The organism is Halovulum sp. GXIMD14794, from assembly GCF_054457455.1.
The window spans coordinates 909,959-926,583 of record NZ_JBTLNF010000004.1; the positions used below are offsets into that span (position 1 = coordinate 909,959).

A 16,625-nucleotide genomic window follows, 5' to 3' on the forward strand; every position below is an offset into this window, starting at 1 on the left:
GCGGTGTGGGGTGAGTCACGGTGACATGGTCACACAGGGCCGGGTGCCGCCGAAGACAGGGCAACGCTCCGGTCGAATACCGCGTGCTCGGCGCCCCGGTGCAGCGCTGCCAGTATCGCCGCCCGCGGCAGTTCCTGCCGAATGCCATGAAGGACCCGGCACGCGGTTGCCTCATCGAGCCCTTCGGTCGGCTCGTCTAACAGCAATATCAATGGCTTGCGCAGCAGCGCACGGGCCAGGCACAGCCGCCGGGTCTGCCCGCCGGACAGGCCCGAGCCGCCCTCGCCAAGCCGCGAGTCCAGCCCGCCCCGCGCCTCGATAGCGGCCTCCAGCGCCACCGCGCGCAGCGCCTGCCACATCGCCGCATCCTCTGCGGGCCCGGCCAGCGCCAGATTGTCGCGCACGGTTCCGGCCAGCAGCGCACTGCGCTGCGGCACCATCGCCAGCAGGTCGCGCAGGGCCGCCTCGTCCCAGTCACCGGGCGCATGGCCCAGCACCCGCACTCCCTGCGGCGCGGGCAGCAACCCCGCCAACTGCATTAGAAGTGTCGTCTTGCCGACCCCGCTTGGTCCCGTCAGCGCCACGGTCTCGCCAGCGGCCAGCGAGAGCAGCCCGGGCACCTCGACAGCCGTACCTTCCGCCAGCACCTGGACCGAGCCGGGAACCCTCTCGGGTCCGCCCCCAGCCACCCGCCGCGCGGCCGCGCTCATCCGGCCCAGTTCCGCCACGCCTCGGCGCAGCGGCAGCACCGCCTCGGCCAGCGCCAGCGCGACAAAAAAGCCAATCGCCGCCGCCGCCGGTCCAGCTTCGCCGCCGGCCACCATCCCGCCCCCGACCAGCAGCGCCAGCGCCACCGCTACCGCGATCACCAGTGCCAGCGCGGCCGACGCGACCCGCTCCTGCCGGTCCAGCGCCCGCGCCGCCGCACGAGCCCGCGCCTCGGTCGCTGCCAGTTCCGCCTCGCGCGCGGGCAGCGCCCCCGCGACGATCAGCGCCTCGCGGTCGCGGACCATGTCGATCACGCCCCGGCCCAGCGCCTGCGCCTCGGCCTCAGCCCGCGCCGAGGAGTCGCGGCTGCGCACCCCCAGCCATGCCAGCACCAGAACCGAGGCCGGAACGAAGCCCAACACCACCGTCCACCCCATCGGCCAGCCGACAAGCCAGGCCAGCATGAAGAACGCCACGCCGAAGGTCAGCAGCGCGGCCCCCGCGGGAAGCGCCAGCCGCAGCACCAGCCCGTCGAGCGCATCCACGTCCGAGACGATCCGCGTCAGCGCCGCCTCGCTGCGCAGCCGCTCCATTTCACGCGCGTCGCGGCGTACCAGCCGCCGCAGCAGGTCGACACGCAGCACCGCAAGCGCCCGTAGGGTCGCGTCATGGGTCAGCACCCGCTCGCCATAGCGCGCGGCGGTCCGGCCCAGCGCCAGCATCCGAACGCCCGCCGAAGGCCGGAACACGTCGAAGGCGATGCCCACGCCCGCCGCACCGGCCAGCGCCGTCGCGGTGATGAACCAGCCCGACAGGCCCAGCAGCGCCGCACCCATCAGCAGCACCACGACGGTCAGCGCCGCGCCCCGCGCCATCGCCCAGGGTGAAGCGCTCAGCAGCAGCCGAAGGATGCGCAGCAGCGGGGTCATGCGCCGACCTCCACCGCGCGGTCCATGGCGGCGATCAACGCCGGATCGTGCGTCGCGACCAGCAGCGTCCGGCCTTCGGCGCGCAGCCGTGCCAATGCCTCGATGACGGCCCGCGCGGTGTCGGCATCAAGGTCCGCCGTCGGCTCGTCCGCCAGCAGCAGATCGCCACCGGCCATGACCGCGCGGGCGATCATGAGCCGCCGCGCCTCGCCACCGGAAACACCGCTGCCGGTCTCGCCCAGCCGGGTTTCGAGCCCCTCCGGCAAAGCCTCGACCACATGCGCGGCCCCGGCCAGCCCCAGCGCCGGCCAGGGGTCGTCCCCGGTGCCACGCGGATCCAGCCAGTCCGCCAGCCGCCGGTCCGGGAAATGCGGCCGCTGCGGCAGAACCGCAAGCCGCGCCCGCCACGCATCCGCGTTTCCAGCACTCAAAGGTACGCCACAGACCTCGACCTGCCCTTCGGCCAGCGGCACCAACCCAGCGATGACCTGCAGCGCGGTCGTCTTTCCCGCCCCGCTCGGCCCGGTCAGTGCCACGGCTTCGCCCGCGCGCAACCGCAACTCCGGCAGACGAAGCCCGCCCGGCAGGTCCGCCACCGCCTCCGTCAGCCGCACCGACAAGGGCCCCGGCAACGGCCTCGCGGCAGCGCCGTCGCCCAGCAAGCGCGCCCCGGGCGCGGCGTCCAGCGCGTCCAGTTCCGCGACCACGGAAAAGCCCGCCGCCCGGTCGTGCCAGGCGGCGGCCAGATCGCGCAAGGGCTGGAAATACTCCGGTGCGATCAGCAGCAGGAACAGCCCCGAGGCCAGCGTCATCGGCTGCCCCCAGGTGCCGAAATTCAGCTCGCCCAGCAGCGAAAACCCGACGAAGACCGCGACCATCGCGACACCGATGGCGGCGAACAGCTCCAGCACGGTCGAGGACAGGAAGGCGATGCGCAGCACGGCCATCGTCCGCTGCCTGAGCGCCTCGGCCCGCGCCGCGAAATCCCCGGCAGCGCGCTCTCCGGCGCCCAGAAGGCGGATGTCTGGCAGGGCGCTCAGCCGTTCCATCAGCATCGCGTTCATGCCGCCAATCTCGTCCAGTTGCCGGCGCGAGGCGTCCTCGGCGGCCATGCCGACCAGCGCCATGAACACCGGGATCAGCGGCCCGGCGACCAGCAAAACCAGCCCCACGGCCCAGGAGTGCCAGAACGCCAGCGCCAGCAGCAGCAGCGGCAGGACCGAGGCCCGGAGCATCGCGACGTGATAGCGCGTGATCCAGGGCTGGAGCATCGGCAGTTTCTGCACCATGAGCGCGGCCATCGCCGCCGACCCATCGGGTCCCGGACTGCGTGCCGCCCGCGCCAGAAGGGCTGCACGCTCCCGCGCGATGGTCCGGTCGGCGGCCTCGAACAACAACGCCCCGGCGCGGTGCTCCAGCGCAGCCCGCAGCGCCGCGGCCAGCAGGAAGCCGAGCGCGGCCCAAATGGTCCGCTCCGCCCAGGCGCCGGACACCCACCCATCCACCGCCCAGGCGAGCGCCGCCGCCTGTACCGGCCACAACACGCCAGAGGCGAGCGATACCGCGCCCGCGCGGCGCAGAACCGGCGCCACCGGATCGAAGATCCGCGCCCGTGCGCGCGCCCGAGCGACCGCGCGTGAAGGAGGTTCCTGATGGGTCACGAGGGCTATTCCTGCAGAGGTCCGCGCGGCTGCGCAATCGCGCCCGAAGGGCCAATCGCCGCAGCGGTAAATCGGCGATGGAAAGTGTCCAAGTGACGCAGGTGTAAAAATTTTTCCAGCAAATCAACGAATCATGTAAGCTTCTCAAGCCGATCCACGTTGGGCCGGCCCTAAATTACCAGGGGGAATACCATCATGAAGACCATCGCGCTCGCTACGGCCATCACTTGCGTGTCGTTCACTTTCGCGCTTGGCCAGGCTGCGTCGCCGGCTCAGATCAACCAGGTGCAGAACGACATCGCGTCGTGCTGCGTCAACATCACGCTGCCGGATGATGTCACGCCCGAGCAGCTGGCCCAGATCCAGGCACTGCTCGAGTCGGAGCAGGCCGCGAGCGGCAACACCGATACTCTTGAGCACTCGATCAAGGACATCCTCGGGATGAACTGAGGTCATCCGGGCGGACCGGCTCGGCCGGTTCGCCCGGAGCGCACGGGCGCTGTGGGGAGCGCCCGGGCTACGCATCTCCTTGAAACAACCATTTACCGGCTCCGTCCGGATTAAAGCTCATTGTTTCGAGAACCTGTCGTTTAACGCCTCCACAATGGTCACGGTCAGCGTTTGTGCGGCCAGACCCTCATGCGGGTCTGCGACAGCCGCCCGCTTTTTAGCAGCGTTCATGTCGAACCCGTTTGGGGCTTTCAGCATCGCAAGTTCGTCCCAGCCGACCGGAACCGCAACCGGAGCCCCGGGGCGCGCCCGCACGGACCAGGGCGCAACCGCCGTCGCGCCACGCTCGTTCCGCAGCCAGTCGATGAAGATCCGCCCCTTGCGACGAGCCTTGGACATCGTCGCGACGAACCGCTCCGGCTGATCCTCGGCGAAGCCTTGCGCAACGGTCCTCGCGAAGGACTTCAGCCTGTCCCAGCTGACGGTCCGCCGCAGCGGAGCGATTAGATGCACGCCCTTTCCGCCGGTAAGCAGCGGCCGGGTTTCGATCCCGATCTCCGCCAGAAAATCCCCGATCTCCTGCGCCGCCGCCTGCACTTCAGCGAACGTCAGCCCCTCGTCCGGATCGAGGTCAAGCACCAACCGGTCCGGGCGATCCAGTCGGTCGATGCGGGCGGGCCAGACGTGAAATTCGATCGCCCCCATCTGCGCCGCGGCGAGCAGCCCCTCGGGCCTGTCGATCATCAGGTAGTCTGCCGTGGTGCCAGATTCCTCCTCGATCGCAACGCGTCCCACCTCGGCCGGGAATCCCTTGCCCGCGTGCTTTTGAAAGAAGCAGGCGCCGTCGATCCCCTCGGGGCAGCGCAGCAGCGACACTGGCCGACGGGCCATTCCCCAAAGCATGCGCCCGCCGACCGCATCATAGTAACGCGCGACATCGCCCTTTGTGCACCCGGCCCTCGGGAACACCACCCGCCCCGCGTTCGAGATCCGCACGCCTTGCAGCGTCAGGCCGTCGGTCGTCACCATCTCGACCTCCCCCGGGCCGCCAGCCGCCGCGAAGCGCCGGCTTTGCCCTGTGCCAACCTTAGGCCTGACCAGCTCCTTCGGCGAGCCCTTCGGTCGGCAGCCATCGGATGCGACGGCACACGCTCAGCCGAAGATGAACATGTCGTCCTTGAAGTCCTCAAGGTACCAACGTCCGCCCTCGGGGTTGGTCAGGCGGATAATATCCTCGCCCACGATGATCACCGCGCCGTTGATCCGGTCGCCGAGGAACACGCTGTCGGGATGATCGACCCGGTCGAAGTTGCTCAGATCGATCAGGTCGACCCCAGGCTCGAAGTCCAGGATCCAGTCGGTACGACCGTCGGGGATGAACTCGAACACGTCCGGGCCGGGCCCGCCGGTCAGCTGGTCGCGACCGCGGCCATCCACCAGCCTGTCGGCACCGGCGCCGCCGAACAGCTCGTCCGACCGGCCCATGCCCCAGATCACATCGTCGCCTCGTGTTCCGTGCAGCACCTCGGGCACCGGGCCACCGTGCACGACCTCGCCCGAGCGCGAAAGATCCACGATGAGTTCCGTGACCCCATGCTCGGCGCTAGACCCGGCGTAGATATGCGCGGTCTCACCGTCGACGACCACCTCCAGCGACGACACATCGGCGAGCGTCGTGAAGAACTCGTCCCGCACCGATTCCAGGTGCACCAGCCGCCCGCGATAGTTCAGCTCGAACAAGGTAATGCCATCGTCCGAGCCGGCGGCGACAACGAAGACCCGTCCGCCCGCCTCGAACACCTCGATCTCGTGCACGCCCTCAAACCGGGTGTGCAGCGTATCCTCCTCCTCGTCGACGAGCTTCATCATTCCGGCCTGAGAGACCCGCACCACAGAAATCGTGTCCGACTGTGCCGAGGCCATCAAGACGAACGCCCGTTCGGCAATCTGTGCCGACTCGATGTCCTGAGGCGCAGCGAACTGATCACCGACGTAAGGAATGAAGCGATCCACTAGCGAGGTGGCTCCCCAAGTGCCGAGCAGGTGGGAATGCATCCCGCCATCCAGCGCTGAGGCAGCAAAGAACATGTCGATACCGTGCAGCGACGTTACATGGAGCGCTGTCACGTCACCCAGCACCCGCCAGGGCGTGTCGTGAACCGTGCCCTTGAACTTGAATGCCCCGTTGTTGAACACCCGGTACTCGTCGAATCCTCCCGCACCGAACCTGGATGTGTAGAGGTATGTCCGACCATCTATGGTGACGGTCTCGCCCGTCAGTCCGCGTTCAAAGATCGGGTCGCCGGTCAAAACGGCAAGCTCGACAAGAGCCCCGGCCTCATCGACGTCATAGAGCGCGAAACTATCGCCATATCGGCCGAGAGGCAGGAGATGCTGCGACCCGTCCAAACCAACCTGGACCAGGTCGCTCAACCCCTCGGTCCCGAAGGCATCCTCCGGTTTCAGCACCGAGGCGAGTTCGGGAAATGCACCCGGCGCGATCCGGTAGGAAACGATGGCCCCGGTCAGCCCGGAGCCGACGAACAGGAAGTCGCCCCCGTCGGTCGAGACATACTCGACATCCGCCACGCCCATCATCGGCGCGCTGCTGTCAGCGGTCAGGACGAACCCGAACTCCACGATCGACACGATGCCCCCACGACCTGTTGGTTGTGGGTCTGATCGTCCGCGCCAAGACTGAAGCCCGGCCTAACCGAAGCTTTCGGTCACCTTAAATCTCCGTCGAATTGAAGATTAACGAATCCTCAATTCGCGCCCGTCAGGTGTTGAACAGGAAGTGCATCACGTCGCCGTCCTTGACGACATATGACTTGCCCTCGGCGCGCAATTTGCCGGCCTCGCGGGCGCCGGACTCGCCGCCGTTGGCGACATAATCGCCGAACGCGATCGTCTCGGCCCGGATGAAGCCGCGCTCGAAATCGCCGTGGATCACGCCTGCGGCTTGCGGCGCGGTGGCGCCCTGCGGGATGGTCCAGGCGCGGGCTTCTTTCGGGCCGGCGGTGAAGTATGTGGCAAGGCCCAGCAGTGCGTAACCCGCCTCGATCAACCGGTCGAGCCCCGCGCGCTCAAGCCCCATCTCGTCCAGGAACTCGCGCCGCTCCTCGTCGTCGAGCTGGGCGATCTCTTCTTCGATGGCGGCCGAGATCACGACCGTCCCGGCGCCCTGTTCCTCGGCCATCTTCGCGACGGCAGCGGACTTGTCGTTGCCCTCCGACGCGCTGGCCTCCTCGACGTTGCAGACGTAAAGCACCGGCTTCGCGCTCAGCAGCTGGAGCATGTTCCAGGCCTTCCGCTCCTCGTCCGAGACCTCGACCGTGCGCGCGGGCTGACCGCTTTCGATGGCGGCCTTGGCACGCTCCAGCAGCGACTGGGCCTGTACGGCCTCCTTGTCGCCGCCCTTGATCTTGCGGACCAGCCCGGCCATGCGCTTCTCGATGCTTTCCAGGTCGGCAAGCATCAGCTCGGTCTCGATCACGTCGGCATCTGCGATCGGGTCCACCCGACCGTCGACATGGGTGATGTCGTCATCCTCGAAACAGCGCAGGACATGGGCGATGGCGTCGCACTCGCGGATGTTGGCCAGAAACTGGTTGCCCAGACCCTCGCCCTTGCTGGCACCCTTCACGAGGCCCGCGATGTCCACGAAGGTCATGCGCGCCGGAATGATCTGCTGCGACTTGGCGATCTGGGCCAGCTTGTCGAGACGCGGATCGGGCACCGCGACCTCGCCGACGTTCGGCTCGATGGTGCAGAAGGGGAAGTTCGCGGCCTGCGCCGCGGCGGTCCGCGTCAGCGCGTTGAACAGGGTCGACTTGCCGACGTTCGGCAGGCCGACGATACCCATCTTGAAACCCATGCTACGTCTCCCGGAAACTGACGCGCCTACCTAAGGGCAGCTAGCGACAAGGGCAAGAGCGCTCACCGCTTGCGCAGCTTCCAGACCTGCTCGGCCGGGTACTGCTTGCCCCAGTCCGCCGGGACCGCGAAGGTCACGCCGGTCGCATCGTCGGGGGCATAGACCTCGCGGTAGTCCTCGACCTCGAAGCCGATGCGGCGGAACAGGGCGAACCAGTCGCCGATGGTGCGGTTGAACTCCACCCCGCCGGGCTCGACCAGCGCGTCGGTCCAGTCGACGCTGTTCATGCCACGATAGGGCCGGTGGAACACCGGCTCGACCGCATCGCCATTCGGCGGCGTGCCGACATAGGCCAGCGGGTGATTGGCCATGAACACCAGCCGCCCGCCGGGGGCCAGCAGCCTGTGCGCCTCGGGGATCCACAGGTCCGGGTCACACCAGATCGCCGCGCCGTATTCCGAGATCGCGAAGTCGAACGCCCCGTCCTGCAGCGGCACCGTCTCGGCGTTGTCCTCGATGAAAGTGATGTCCACGCCATGCTCGGAGGCCAGCCGCCGCGCGGTCGACAACTGCTCGGCCGACACGTCGATGCCGGTCGCCGACGCGCCGCGCTTCGCCATCCAGCCCGAGACATAGCCCGTTCCGCAGCCCAGTTCGATCGTGCGCATACCGGTCATGTCGGCGGGCAGCATCTCCAGCTCGGTCTCGGGGCATCCCCAGAAACCCCATTCCGGCGCGGGCGCGGCCCACAGCCGTTCGCCGGGGGCGACCCAGTGCCCGGCATAGCTGTTCCAGTAGTCGCGGTTGATCGAAACGTGCCCGCCAGTCATCGCCAGCCCCCCAAAAGCCTTTCCATTCCGCGCGCAGCCTAGCCGCAATCCGCGCTCGGGCAAGCCGTGCGGACCACGCGAGGCCCATCGCCACCTTGATTTTCCGCGCGTCATGCCGCAAACCGCCAAGGTTCCAACCAAGAGGGCCGGGCATGAGCAGGATCGAGGCACGTTTCGCCGAGCTGAAACGCGACGGGCGCAAGGCCTTCGTCGCCTATGTCATGGCGGGCGATCCGGATTACGAGACCTCGCTGGAAGTCGTGCGCGGCCTGCCCGCCGCCGGGGTCGACATCATCGAACTGGGCCTTCCGTTCACCGACCCGATGGCCGACGGGCCGGCGATCCAGCTGGCGGCCAGCCGTGCCCTCGAAGCCGGAATGACCCTGAAGAAGACGCTCGATCTGGCCCGCGCCTTCCGCGAGCAGGACGACAGCACCCCGATCGTGCTGATGGGCTATTACAACCCGATCTACTCGATGGGCGTCGAGACCTTCCTGGTGGAAGCGAAAGAAGCCGGGATCGACGGGCTGATCATCGTCGACCTGCCGCCCGAAGAGGATGACGAGCTGTGCCTGCCCGCCGCGAAAGCCGGGCTGAACTTCATCCGGCTGGCGACGCCGACCACCGACGACAAGCGCCTGCCCAAGGTGCTGCAGAACAGCTCGGGCTTCGTCTATTACGTCTCGATCACCGGGATCACCGGCGCGGCGGCGGCGAACGCCGCCAAGGTCGGCCCCGAGATCGCCCGGATCAAGGCCGCCAGCGACCTTCCGGTCTGCGTGGGCTTCGGCATCCGCACGCCCGAGGCGGCGCAGGAACTGGCCTCGGTCGCCGATGGCGCCGTCGTCGGATCGGCCATCGTGCAGGAACTGGCAGCGGGAAAATCCCCGGCCGAGGTGCTGGCATTTGTCAGGACACTGGCCGACGGCGCCCACAAGGGCTGAGGCCGCGCGCTGGGCTGGCGGGGGGCCTCCGGCGGGGATATTTTTCGGAAAGTGGAAGGCGGGCGCGCGCCCGGATTTCGGGCCCCGAAAGTGGCGCCGTGGCGCGTTAACGAAGTTTTCAGGAAGTTTTCAACTTAAATATCATGGGCTTAAGGGGGTTTTCACGATGAAAACCCCCGTTTTCATGCCTACTCGGCGGCCAGTTTGCCGTGTGGCTGCCACTGCATCGGGCCCAGCGGCGCCGGGACCTGGTGCTCGAAGATCAGGTTCGACAGGTCGAGGTCGTGAACGTCGTTCCGGCCGCACAGGGCGAGGGTCAGTTCCAGCTCGCGGCGGATGACTTCTAGCGTGCGGGTCACGCCCTCGCGGCCCATCGCGCCCAGCCCGTAGAGGAAGGCGCGGCCGATATAGGTGCCCCGCGCGCCCATTGCGACGGCCTTCAGCACGTCCTGCCCCGAGCGGATCCCGCCGTCGATATGCACCTCGGTCCGGTCGCCCACCGCGTCGACGATCTGCGGCAGCACCGTCAGCGAGGACATCGCGCCATCGAGCTGCCGCCCGCCGTGGTTCGAGACGACGATCGCGTCCGCGCCCTTGTCGGCGGCGATGCGGGCGTCCTCGGGGTCGAGAATGCCTTTCACGATGAACTTGCCGCCCCAGTGGTCGCGGATCCAGTCGATATCGTCCCAGGTCAGCGTCGGGTCGAACTGGGCAGCAGTCCATTCCGCCAGCGTGCCCATGTCATCGACCCCCTTGGCGTGGCCGACGATGTTTCCGAAGCTCCGGCGCTTGGTCTGCGCCATGCCGAGGCACCAGCGCGGTTTCATCGCCATGTTCACGAGATTGGCCAGCGTCAGCTTGGGCGGTGCACCGAGGCCGTTCTTCAGATCCTTGTGCCGCTGCCCCAGCACCTGAAGATCAAGCGTCAGCACCAGCGCCGAACAGCCCGCCGCCTTGGCGCGGTCCAGCAGGCTCGCTGCGAACTCGCGGTCGCGCATCACGTAAAGCTGGAACCAGAACGGGCTGGAGGTCGCGGCCGCCACATCCTCGATCGAGCAGATCGACATGGTGGACAGGGTGAACGGTACGCCGAACGCCTCGGCAGCCTGCGCGGCGAGGATCTCGCCGTCGGCGTGTTGCATGCCGGTCAGGCCGGTCGGGGCCAGAGCCACCGGCATCGAGGCCGCCTGCCCCGCCATCGTGGTCGCCAGATCGCGCCGCTCCATGTTGACGGCAACTCGCTGGCGCAGCCGGATCTTGCTGAAATCCGAGGAATTCTCGCGGTAGGTCTGCTCGGTCCAGGAGCCGCTGTCGGCATAATCGTAGAACACGCGGGGCACGCGGCGTTCGGCCAGCTTTCTCAGATCCTCGATGCATGTGATGACGGGCATGGTCATCGTCCTCCCGGCCGGCCTTTTTCTGAAACGCGCGCATCCTGCGCCCGGCAGCGGGGGAAGGCAAGAAGCGGCGGGCGCGGCGAATCCGCCTTGCAATCCGGCGGAGATGGCGTAAAAGGCAGCCTTCGCGCGAGGGTTCCACCCTTGGAGGGCCTCGCGTCGTCATATTTCTGGAGGTAAGACCATGGCCGAGAACAACGTTCTCAACGCCACGGCGCGCGCGGGGACAGGCAAGGGGGCCGCCCGCTCGGCACGTCGTGAGGGCCTTGTGCCCGGTGTGATCTACGGTGGCGGGACCGATCCGCAGCCGATCAACGTCAAGTACAACGAGCTGTTCAAGCGTCTGAAGGCGGGCAAGTTCCTGTCGACGCTGCTGACCATCTCGGTTGACGGCAAGGAAGAGAAGGTCATCTGCCGCAACGTCCAGCGCGACGTCGTGAAGGACCTGCCGACTCACGTCGACTTCCTGCGCCTGAGCGCCCGCTCGCGCATCAACCTGCTGATCCCGGTCGAGTTCGTGGGCGAAGACGAGTGCCCCGGCCTGCGCAAGGGCGGCGTGCTGACCATCGTGCGCAACGAGGTAGAGCTGAAAGTGACCGCCGGGAACATCCCCGAGAGCGTCACCGCCAACCTGGCTGGCCTGAACATCGGCGACACGCTGACCATCTCGGCGATCGATCTGCCGGAAGGCACTCGCCCGATGATCACCGACCGCGACTTCATGATCGCCAACATCTCGGCTCCGTCGGGCCTGGCTGCTGCCGACGACGATGAAGATGGCGAAGGTGCCGAAGCCGAAGCGGAAGAAGCACCCGCCGAGGGCTGAGGTCTTTGAGACCACGAGAATCGATGATGCGCCGCCCATACTTGGGCGGCGCATTTTCTTTTGCGGGTCTCAAAGGGGCGGTTCAGCCCTCTGGCCCTTCCCAAATCTTGGGCCCAACCGCTGGAAGCAGCCGGCGAGCGGTCATACTGCTGATATGATCGTCATCGACGAAAAGCGGCACACCATGCTCGTCGTGGAGGGCGCAGGCGTACTGGTCGCAGAACAGGTCGGCCAGCGAGACATATTCGACGTTGGGGTTGGAGGCCGCGACGCGTGCCAGGATTGCCTCGGAGCGCCCCGCCCGCCTGTCGTAGTCCGACCGGCTCAGGGTTCCCAGTTCCGGCCAGCCCAGCAGACTGTTCAGAAACGTGACCCGCGGCACGTTCCAGCCGACTTCCGGCGTCGGCCCGAGCAAGACGACATCCCGCCCCGCAAGGCGCAAGCTCTCGGCGAGGTCGAGCAGCCCGGCCTCCACCAGCGCCGGATTGCCATCGGCAGCCGGGGCGTGTTTGGGGTCGCCCGCCCATTCCAGAACCACCGTCCGCTCGGCCTCGCCGCCGTAAGTCTCGCCTTCGACGGACAATGGCCAGCGCGCAGCCAGTATGACGAGGCCCAGATCGTCTCGTTCGGCGAGGAACTGCGCCACAGCCTGGTTCATCGCCGAGCAATCGCGATCTGCCGGTTGGCGCCGAACAGCAGGAATCGGCGGGCAGGCGATCTGACCGACGAAGAGCCCGCGCCGTCCCGCGTTTCGGGCCGCAAGGTCTATCCCCGGCAGCATCTCTGCGGCGTGGCTGTCGCCCCAGAAAAGGAAATCGACCGGCGCACCGGTCTCGCCCGCGACGCCGATCTGACAGAGCCCGACCTCGGGCAGTTTGCCGAAGCACTCGGCCCGGCGCGGGTTGCGATCCTCGGCTGCGGCGATGATGTCGAGGGCGGACGCCTTGTCCGGCAATGCCGCCCCCGAGGTTCTCAGGTAGACCATGCCACCGGCGAGCATGACCACCGCACCGGCCGTCGCGATCATCGGCGCGGCGGCCTTGCGCACCGGACGGTCCCGGTGCCGGAACGGAGCTTCGATGTAGCGGTAGGACAGCCATGCGGCCGCGAACGCGGCGGCGACTGCCGCAAGCTTGACCGTCAGGGGCAGGAACACGCCGCCGTAGGCGTTCCTGAGGAAGGCCAGGATCGGCCAATGCCAGAGGTAGAGCGAGTAGGAGATGAGACCCACCCAGACAAACGCGCGCCAGGAGAGAAGGGTGACAATGCCGCTCGGCTTGCCGTTTCCGCCAGCCCAGATCAGGACGGCGGTTCCGAGGACCGGCGGCAGCGCCGCCAGCCCAGGGAACGGAGTCCTCGCGTCATAGAGCGTCGCCGGCAGGAGGATCGCCAGCAGACCCACGAGCCCGAGCCAGAACCGAACCCGGCGGCGTCGGGGCGGACCAGCGCGGACGAGGGCCACGCACGCGCCCGCCCCGAGTTCCCAGGCGCGAAAGAAGATCAGGTAGAAGACCGAGTCGGGTATCCGAGGCAATGCCACGACTGCTGCCAGAAACGACAACACGGAGAGGCCCGCGATGCTCCAGAGTGCGCCCGCGCGGCCATACCGGCCCAGAAGCGCGACCAGCAGCAGCGGGTAGAAGATATAGAACTGCTCTTCGACCGCGAGGGACCAAGTGTGGAGCAGGATCGCAAATTCGGCAGAGGTGCCAAAGTAGTCCAGACTGTTCAGGAAATAGACGTTGGACAGGAACAGTCCCGTAGCGAGTGCCGACGATCCGAGTTCGTTGAAGTCGCCGGGAAGCAAGAGGAAATAGCCCGCCAGCAGGGAGAACGCGACAACCGCCGCCAGTGCAGGCAGTATCCGCCGCGCCCGCCGGCGGTAGAAGTTGGCGAGCGTGAAACGGCCCGCCGCCACGTCCTCGCGTATCAGGGAGGTGATGAGATACCCAGAAATGACGAAGAAGACGTCAACGCCGACGTAGCCTCCGGAAAACCCCGGAAAGCCCGCGTGAAACAGCACCACCGGTAAAACCGCCACCGCGCGCAGCCCGTCAATGTCAGCCCGATACTGCAATCACGCTCCCCGTCTCGCGCGCCGCGGCGGCGTATCCCTCTGGCGCACGGCCGGAACGCCGCGCCTGCCGGCGAAGATTGCAGTCGGGCGACCGGCTCGCAACCGCTTCGAAGATTGCGCGACGGCCGCAAACTTGTATACCCACGCACAAAATCCGGATGAGGAAACCATGCTGATCTTCGCCGGGCTCGGCAATCCCGGGCCGAAATATGCCGGGACGCGGCACAATATCGGTTGGATGGCCGTCGACGCCATCGCCGAGGCCCACGGGTTCCAGCCCTGGCGGTCCAAGTTCCAGGGGCAGGTCGCCGAAGGGCGGCTGGGCACCGAGAAGGTGCTGCTGCTGAAACCCGAGACCTTCATGAACCTTTCCGGCCAGTCGGTGGGCGAGGCAATGCGGTTCTACAAGCTGGAACCGTCAGACGTGACCGTGTTCCATGACGAGCTGGACCTTGCCCCCGGCAAGGTCCGGGTGAAGACTGGCGGCGGGCATGCCGGGCACAACGGGCTGCGCTCGATGCACCAGCACCTCGGCGCCGAGTATCACCGCGTGCGGCTGGGGATCGGGCATCCGGGCGACAAGAAGCTGGTCTCGAACTACGTGCTGAACGATTTCGCCAAGGCCGAGCAGGACTGGCTGGACGATCTGCTGCGCGGCGTGGCCGACGGCGCGCCCGCGCTGGCTTCGGGCGACAGCGGCAAGTTCATAAACGCTATCGCGCTGCGCATGGGCAAGGACCGCAACGCCGCGCCGAAAGCCGGGCCGAAGCCCTCACCGAAGGCGGACAAGCCCAAGACGCCCGAGCCTGAGGTGGACGACCGCTCGCCCCTGCAGAAGTTGGCGGACAAGTTTCGCCGGTAAAGCTTGCGGGAACGGGGCGATTACGGTAATCGGCGCGCCTGAAGTCTCCGCAACCTTCTAAAAAACGGAAACCAAATCCATGAACAAGGGCCTTTGGGCCGGCGTCGCGGCAATGGCCGCGATCGTCGTACTATCCAACATCCTCGTGCAGATCCTGCTGGGCGACTGGCTGACCTGGGGTGCGTTCACCTATCCGTTCGCCTTCCTGGTGACGGACCTGATGAACCGCCTGTATGGCACCGCCGCCGCGCGCAAGGTGGTCTTCGTCGGGTTCGCCGTGGGCGTCGTCTGTTCGATCATCGGCAGCCAGATCCCGGGCGAGTTCGGCCCGCTGGTCAGCTTCCGCGTCGCCATCGCCTCGGGCACGGCCTTCCTGGTCGCGCAGATGATGGACGTCGGCATCTTCGCCGCCCTGCGCAAGGGGGCCTGGTGGCCCGCGCCGCTGGTCTCGTCGGTGATCGGTGGGGCAGTGGATACGGCGCTGTTCTTCTCGCTGGCGTTTTCGGCGCAGTACACGGCGATCAACCCGGCCGAGGACGTGTCCTGGGCGAACGAGGCGCTGCCGCTGCTGGGCATGGGCCCGGTCGCGCCGCTGTGGGTCTCGCTGGCGGTCGCGGACTATTTCGTGAAACTGGGCGTGGCGCTGGTGGCGCTGGTCCCGTTCCGCGCGGTCGTCCTTCGCCTGCGTCCCGCGGCCGTCTGACGGGGCGCGCGAAAAAGCGTTTTGACATTCGGATCACCTGTGCAAGGCTGAAGGCAACCGCAACAGCTGAAAGGAGGTGATCCAATGTCGATTGAGATTTTGGAGCAAGGTGTCGGGTTCAAGCGGGAGTGGTCGTCCTGACGGACAGCTCCGGCAGTTCTGGCCGCGCCGCTTAAGGTACGACCTGCCAGGCCCTGCCTCCGAAACTCAAGCCAATGACAGGCCGCGCCCCGTGCGCGGCCTGTTTCTTTTTGCCGCGGCGGCGATATGTTCACGGCCATGTTGCGCATCAATGACGATATCGAGATCCAGGACTGGGAACTGACCGAGCAGTTCGTGCGCTCTTCCGGGCCCGGCGGGCAGAACGTGAACAAGGTGTCCACGGCGGTCGAGCTGCGCTTCGAGGCCGAGCGTTCGCCCAGCCTGCCGCAGCATGCCAAGGCCCGGCTGCGCCGGCTGGCCGGCAGCCGCTGGACCAAGGAGGGCGCGGTGGTGATCTTCGTCGACACCCACCGTAGTCAGGCGCGCAACCGCGAAGAGGCGCGGGACCGGCTGGCCGAGTTGGTGAAGAAATCGCTGACGCGGCCCAAGAAGCGGATCCCGACGCGGCCCACGCTGGGCTCGAAACGTCGGAGGCTCGAGGCCAAGGCGCGGCGCGGCGTCATAAAGGACCTGCGCGGCAAGGTCGATCCGGACTAGTGGCCGCCACGAAGAAGGGGGCCGCGGACGGCCCCCTTCAGGTTTTCTGCCCATAGGTCTGCCTTTCTCGGCAGGGCTTACTCGGCGGGGGCGGCTTGCACACCGCGGTTCATCGGCCCGCGGCGCTGCATGTCATCGGCGTTCAGCACACCGTCGCCGTTGCGGTCGCGGCGCTCGACGATGTTGGTGAACTCCTCGCCGAACTCCTCGACGGTCACGGCGCCGTCGCCGTCGTCGTCATGGGCCTGGAAGCGGTCCACCATGCGCTCGCGCATGGCGTCGAGCCAAAGGGCCTCGTACTCCTGCAGGTTCAGCGATCCGTCGCCGTCGGCGTCGAACTCGGCCAGTTGGGCGGCGCGGGCGGCGTCGATCTCGTCCTGGGTGATGTCGCCGTCGCCGTTGGTGTCGAACTGCTCGGCGAAACGCTCCATCATCATGGCGCCGCGATCGCCGCGCATGCCCTTGCCGCCGCGATGGCCGCCATGGTGCCCGCCATCCTGCGCCGCGTGCGCCATCCGTTCGCCACCGCCGCGCGGGCCGTCGCGGTCTTGCGCAAGCGCGAATCCGGCGGTTGCGATCACGAGGGCCGAAGCGGTGACGGCAAGGATGCTGCGATAGGTCTTCATTGGTCTTGTCCTCCAGTTTGCGCGGCCGGCACTGCC

At 67.4% G+C, this 16,625-nt stretch carries 15 protein-coding genes; 6 read left to right on the top strand and 9 right to left on the bottom strand.

The genetic code is table 11. The annotated features are described in order from the left end of the window. Positions 1 to 29: 29 nt before the first annotated feature. Positions 30 to 1,637: an ATP-binding cassette domain-containing protein gene (locus ACW9UR_RS11070; RefSeq protein WP_458917022.1), complete on the bottom strand. Its 1,608-nt coding sequence runs from the start codon at positions 1,635 to 1,637 to the stop codon at positions 30 to 32. Then, the gene (locus ACW9UR_RS11075) at positions 1,634 to 3,298 is read right to left on the bottom strand and encodes an ABC transporter ATP-binding protein/permease (RefSeq protein ID WP_458917023.1); all 1,665 of its coding nucleotides are present in this window, start codon (positions 3,296 to 3,298) and stop codon (positions 1,634 to 1,636) included. The genes ACW9UR_RS11070 and ACW9UR_RS11075 overlap by 4 nt, the downstream gene beginning before the upstream one ends. A gap of 195 nt (positions 3,299 to 3,493) precedes the next feature. Between ACW9UR_RS11075 and ACW9UR_RS11080 the strand changes: the two genes are divergently transcribed. Further along, positions 3,494 to 3,748, top strand: coding sequence for a hypothetical protein (locus tag ACW9UR_RS11080; protein ID WP_458917024.1), 255 nt, complete (start codon positions 3,494 to 3,496; stop codon positions 3,746 to 3,748). A 117-nt stretch (positions 3,749 to 3,865) separates the two neighbouring features. Here the strand turns inward: ACW9UR_RS11080 and ligD are convergent, their stop codons facing one another. The 4 genes from ligD to ACW9UR_RS11100 form a co-directional block, all read right to left on the bottom strand. Next, the gene (ligD, locus tag ACW9UR_RS11085) at positions 3,866 to 4,777 is read right to left on the bottom strand and encodes a non-homologous end-joining DNA ligase (RefSeq protein WP_458917025.1); all 912 of its coding nucleotides are present in this window, start codon (positions 4,775 to 4,777) and stop codon (positions 3,866 to 3,868) included. 123 nt (positions 4,778 to 4,900) lie between these two features. Then, a complete protein-coding gene (locus ACW9UR_RS11090) occupies positions 4,901 to 6,397 on the bottom strand; it encodes a hypothetical protein (RefSeq protein ID WP_458917026.1) in 1,497 nt (498 codons plus the stop codon). Positions 6,398 to 6,527: 130 nt separating this feature from the next. Continuing rightward, positions 6,528 to 7,625 carry a redox-regulated ATPase YchF gene (gene ychF / locus ACW9UR_RS11095; protein WP_458917027.1) on the bottom strand — a complete coding sequence of 366 codons (1,098 nt, stop codon included), beginning with the start codon at positions 7,623 to 7,625 and terminating at the stop codon, positions 6,528 to 6,530. Positions 7,626 to 7,687: 62 nt separating this feature from the next. Continuing rightward, a complete protein-coding gene (locus ACW9UR_RS11100; RefSeq protein ID WP_458917028.1) occupies positions 7,688 to 8,455 on the bottom strand; it encodes a class I SAM-dependent methyltransferase in 768 nt (255 codons plus the stop codon). A gap of 152 nt (positions 8,456 to 8,607) precedes the next feature. Here ACW9UR_RS11100 and trpA point away from each other — a divergent pair, with 152 nt between their 5' ends. After that, entirely contained in the window at positions 8,608 to 9,399 is a 792-nt protein-coding gene (trpA, locus tag ACW9UR_RS11105) for a tryptophan synthase subunit alpha (protein WP_458917029.1), read from the top strand. A gap of 188 nt (positions 9,400 to 9,587) precedes the next feature. Here trpA and ACW9UR_RS11110 read toward each other — a convergent pair whose 3' ends face one another. Beyond that, positions 9,588 to 10,790, bottom strand: a complete 1,203-nt coding sequence (locus ACW9UR_RS11110) for an alpha-hydroxy acid oxidase (protein WP_458917030.1) — start codon at positions 10,788 to 10,790, stop codon at positions 9,588 to 9,590. A gap of 190 nt (positions 10,791 to 10,980) precedes the next feature. Between ACW9UR_RS11110 and ACW9UR_RS11115 the strand changes: the two genes are divergently transcribed. Continuing rightward, the gene (locus tag ACW9UR_RS11115) at positions 10,981 to 11,622 is read left to right on the top strand and encodes a 50S ribosomal protein L25/general stress protein Ctc (protein WP_458917031.1); all 642 of its coding nucleotides are present in this window, start codon (positions 10,981 to 10,983) and stop codon (positions 11,620 to 11,622) included. 82 nt (positions 11,623 to 11,704) lie between these two features. Here the strand turns inward: ACW9UR_RS11115 and ACW9UR_RS11120 are convergent, their stop codons facing one another. After that, positions 11,705 to 13,699 carry an acyltransferase family protein gene (locus tag ACW9UR_RS11120; protein ID WP_458917032.1) on the bottom strand — a complete coding sequence of 665 codons (1,995 nt, stop codon included), beginning with the start codon at positions 13,697 to 13,699 and terminating at the stop codon, positions 11,705 to 11,707. A gap of 169 nt (positions 13,700 to 13,868) precedes the next feature. Here ACW9UR_RS11120 and pth point away from each other — a divergent pair, with 169 nt between their 5' ends. The 3 genes from pth (at position 13,869) to arfB (ending at position 15,963) form a co-directional block, all read left to right on the top strand. Continuing rightward, positions 13,869 to 14,561 (top strand): aminoacyl-tRNA hydrolase, encoded by a 693-nt coding sequence (gene pth, locus ACW9UR_RS11125; RefSeq protein ID WP_458917033.1) that lies wholly within the window; start codon positions 13,869 to 13,871, stop codon positions 14,559 to 14,561. 79 nt (positions 14,562 to 14,640) lie between these two features. Further along, positions 14,641 to 15,264 carry a queuosine precursor transporter gene (locus ACW9UR_RS11130; RefSeq protein WP_458917034.1) on the top strand — a complete coding sequence of 208 codons (624 nt, stop codon included), beginning with the start codon at positions 14,641 to 14,643 and terminating at the stop codon, positions 15,262 to 15,264. Positions 15,265 to 15,543: 279 nt separating this feature from the next. Continuing rightward, positions 15,544 to 15,963: an alternative ribosome rescue aminoacyl-tRNA hydrolase ArfB gene (gene arfB, locus ACW9UR_RS11135; RefSeq protein WP_458917183.1), complete on the top strand. Its 420-nt coding sequence runs from the start codon at positions 15,544 to 15,546 to the stop codon at positions 15,961 to 15,963. 77 nt (positions 15,964 to 16,040) lie between these two features. Here arfB and ACW9UR_RS11140 read toward each other — a convergent pair whose 3' ends face one another. Continuing rightward, positions 16,041 to 16,589, bottom strand: coding sequence for an EF-hand domain-containing protein (locus ACW9UR_RS11140; protein WP_458917035.1), 549 nt, complete (start codon positions 16,587 to 16,589; stop codon positions 16,041 to 16,043). Between the last annotated feature and the right edge of the window lie 36 nt (positions 16,590 to 16,625).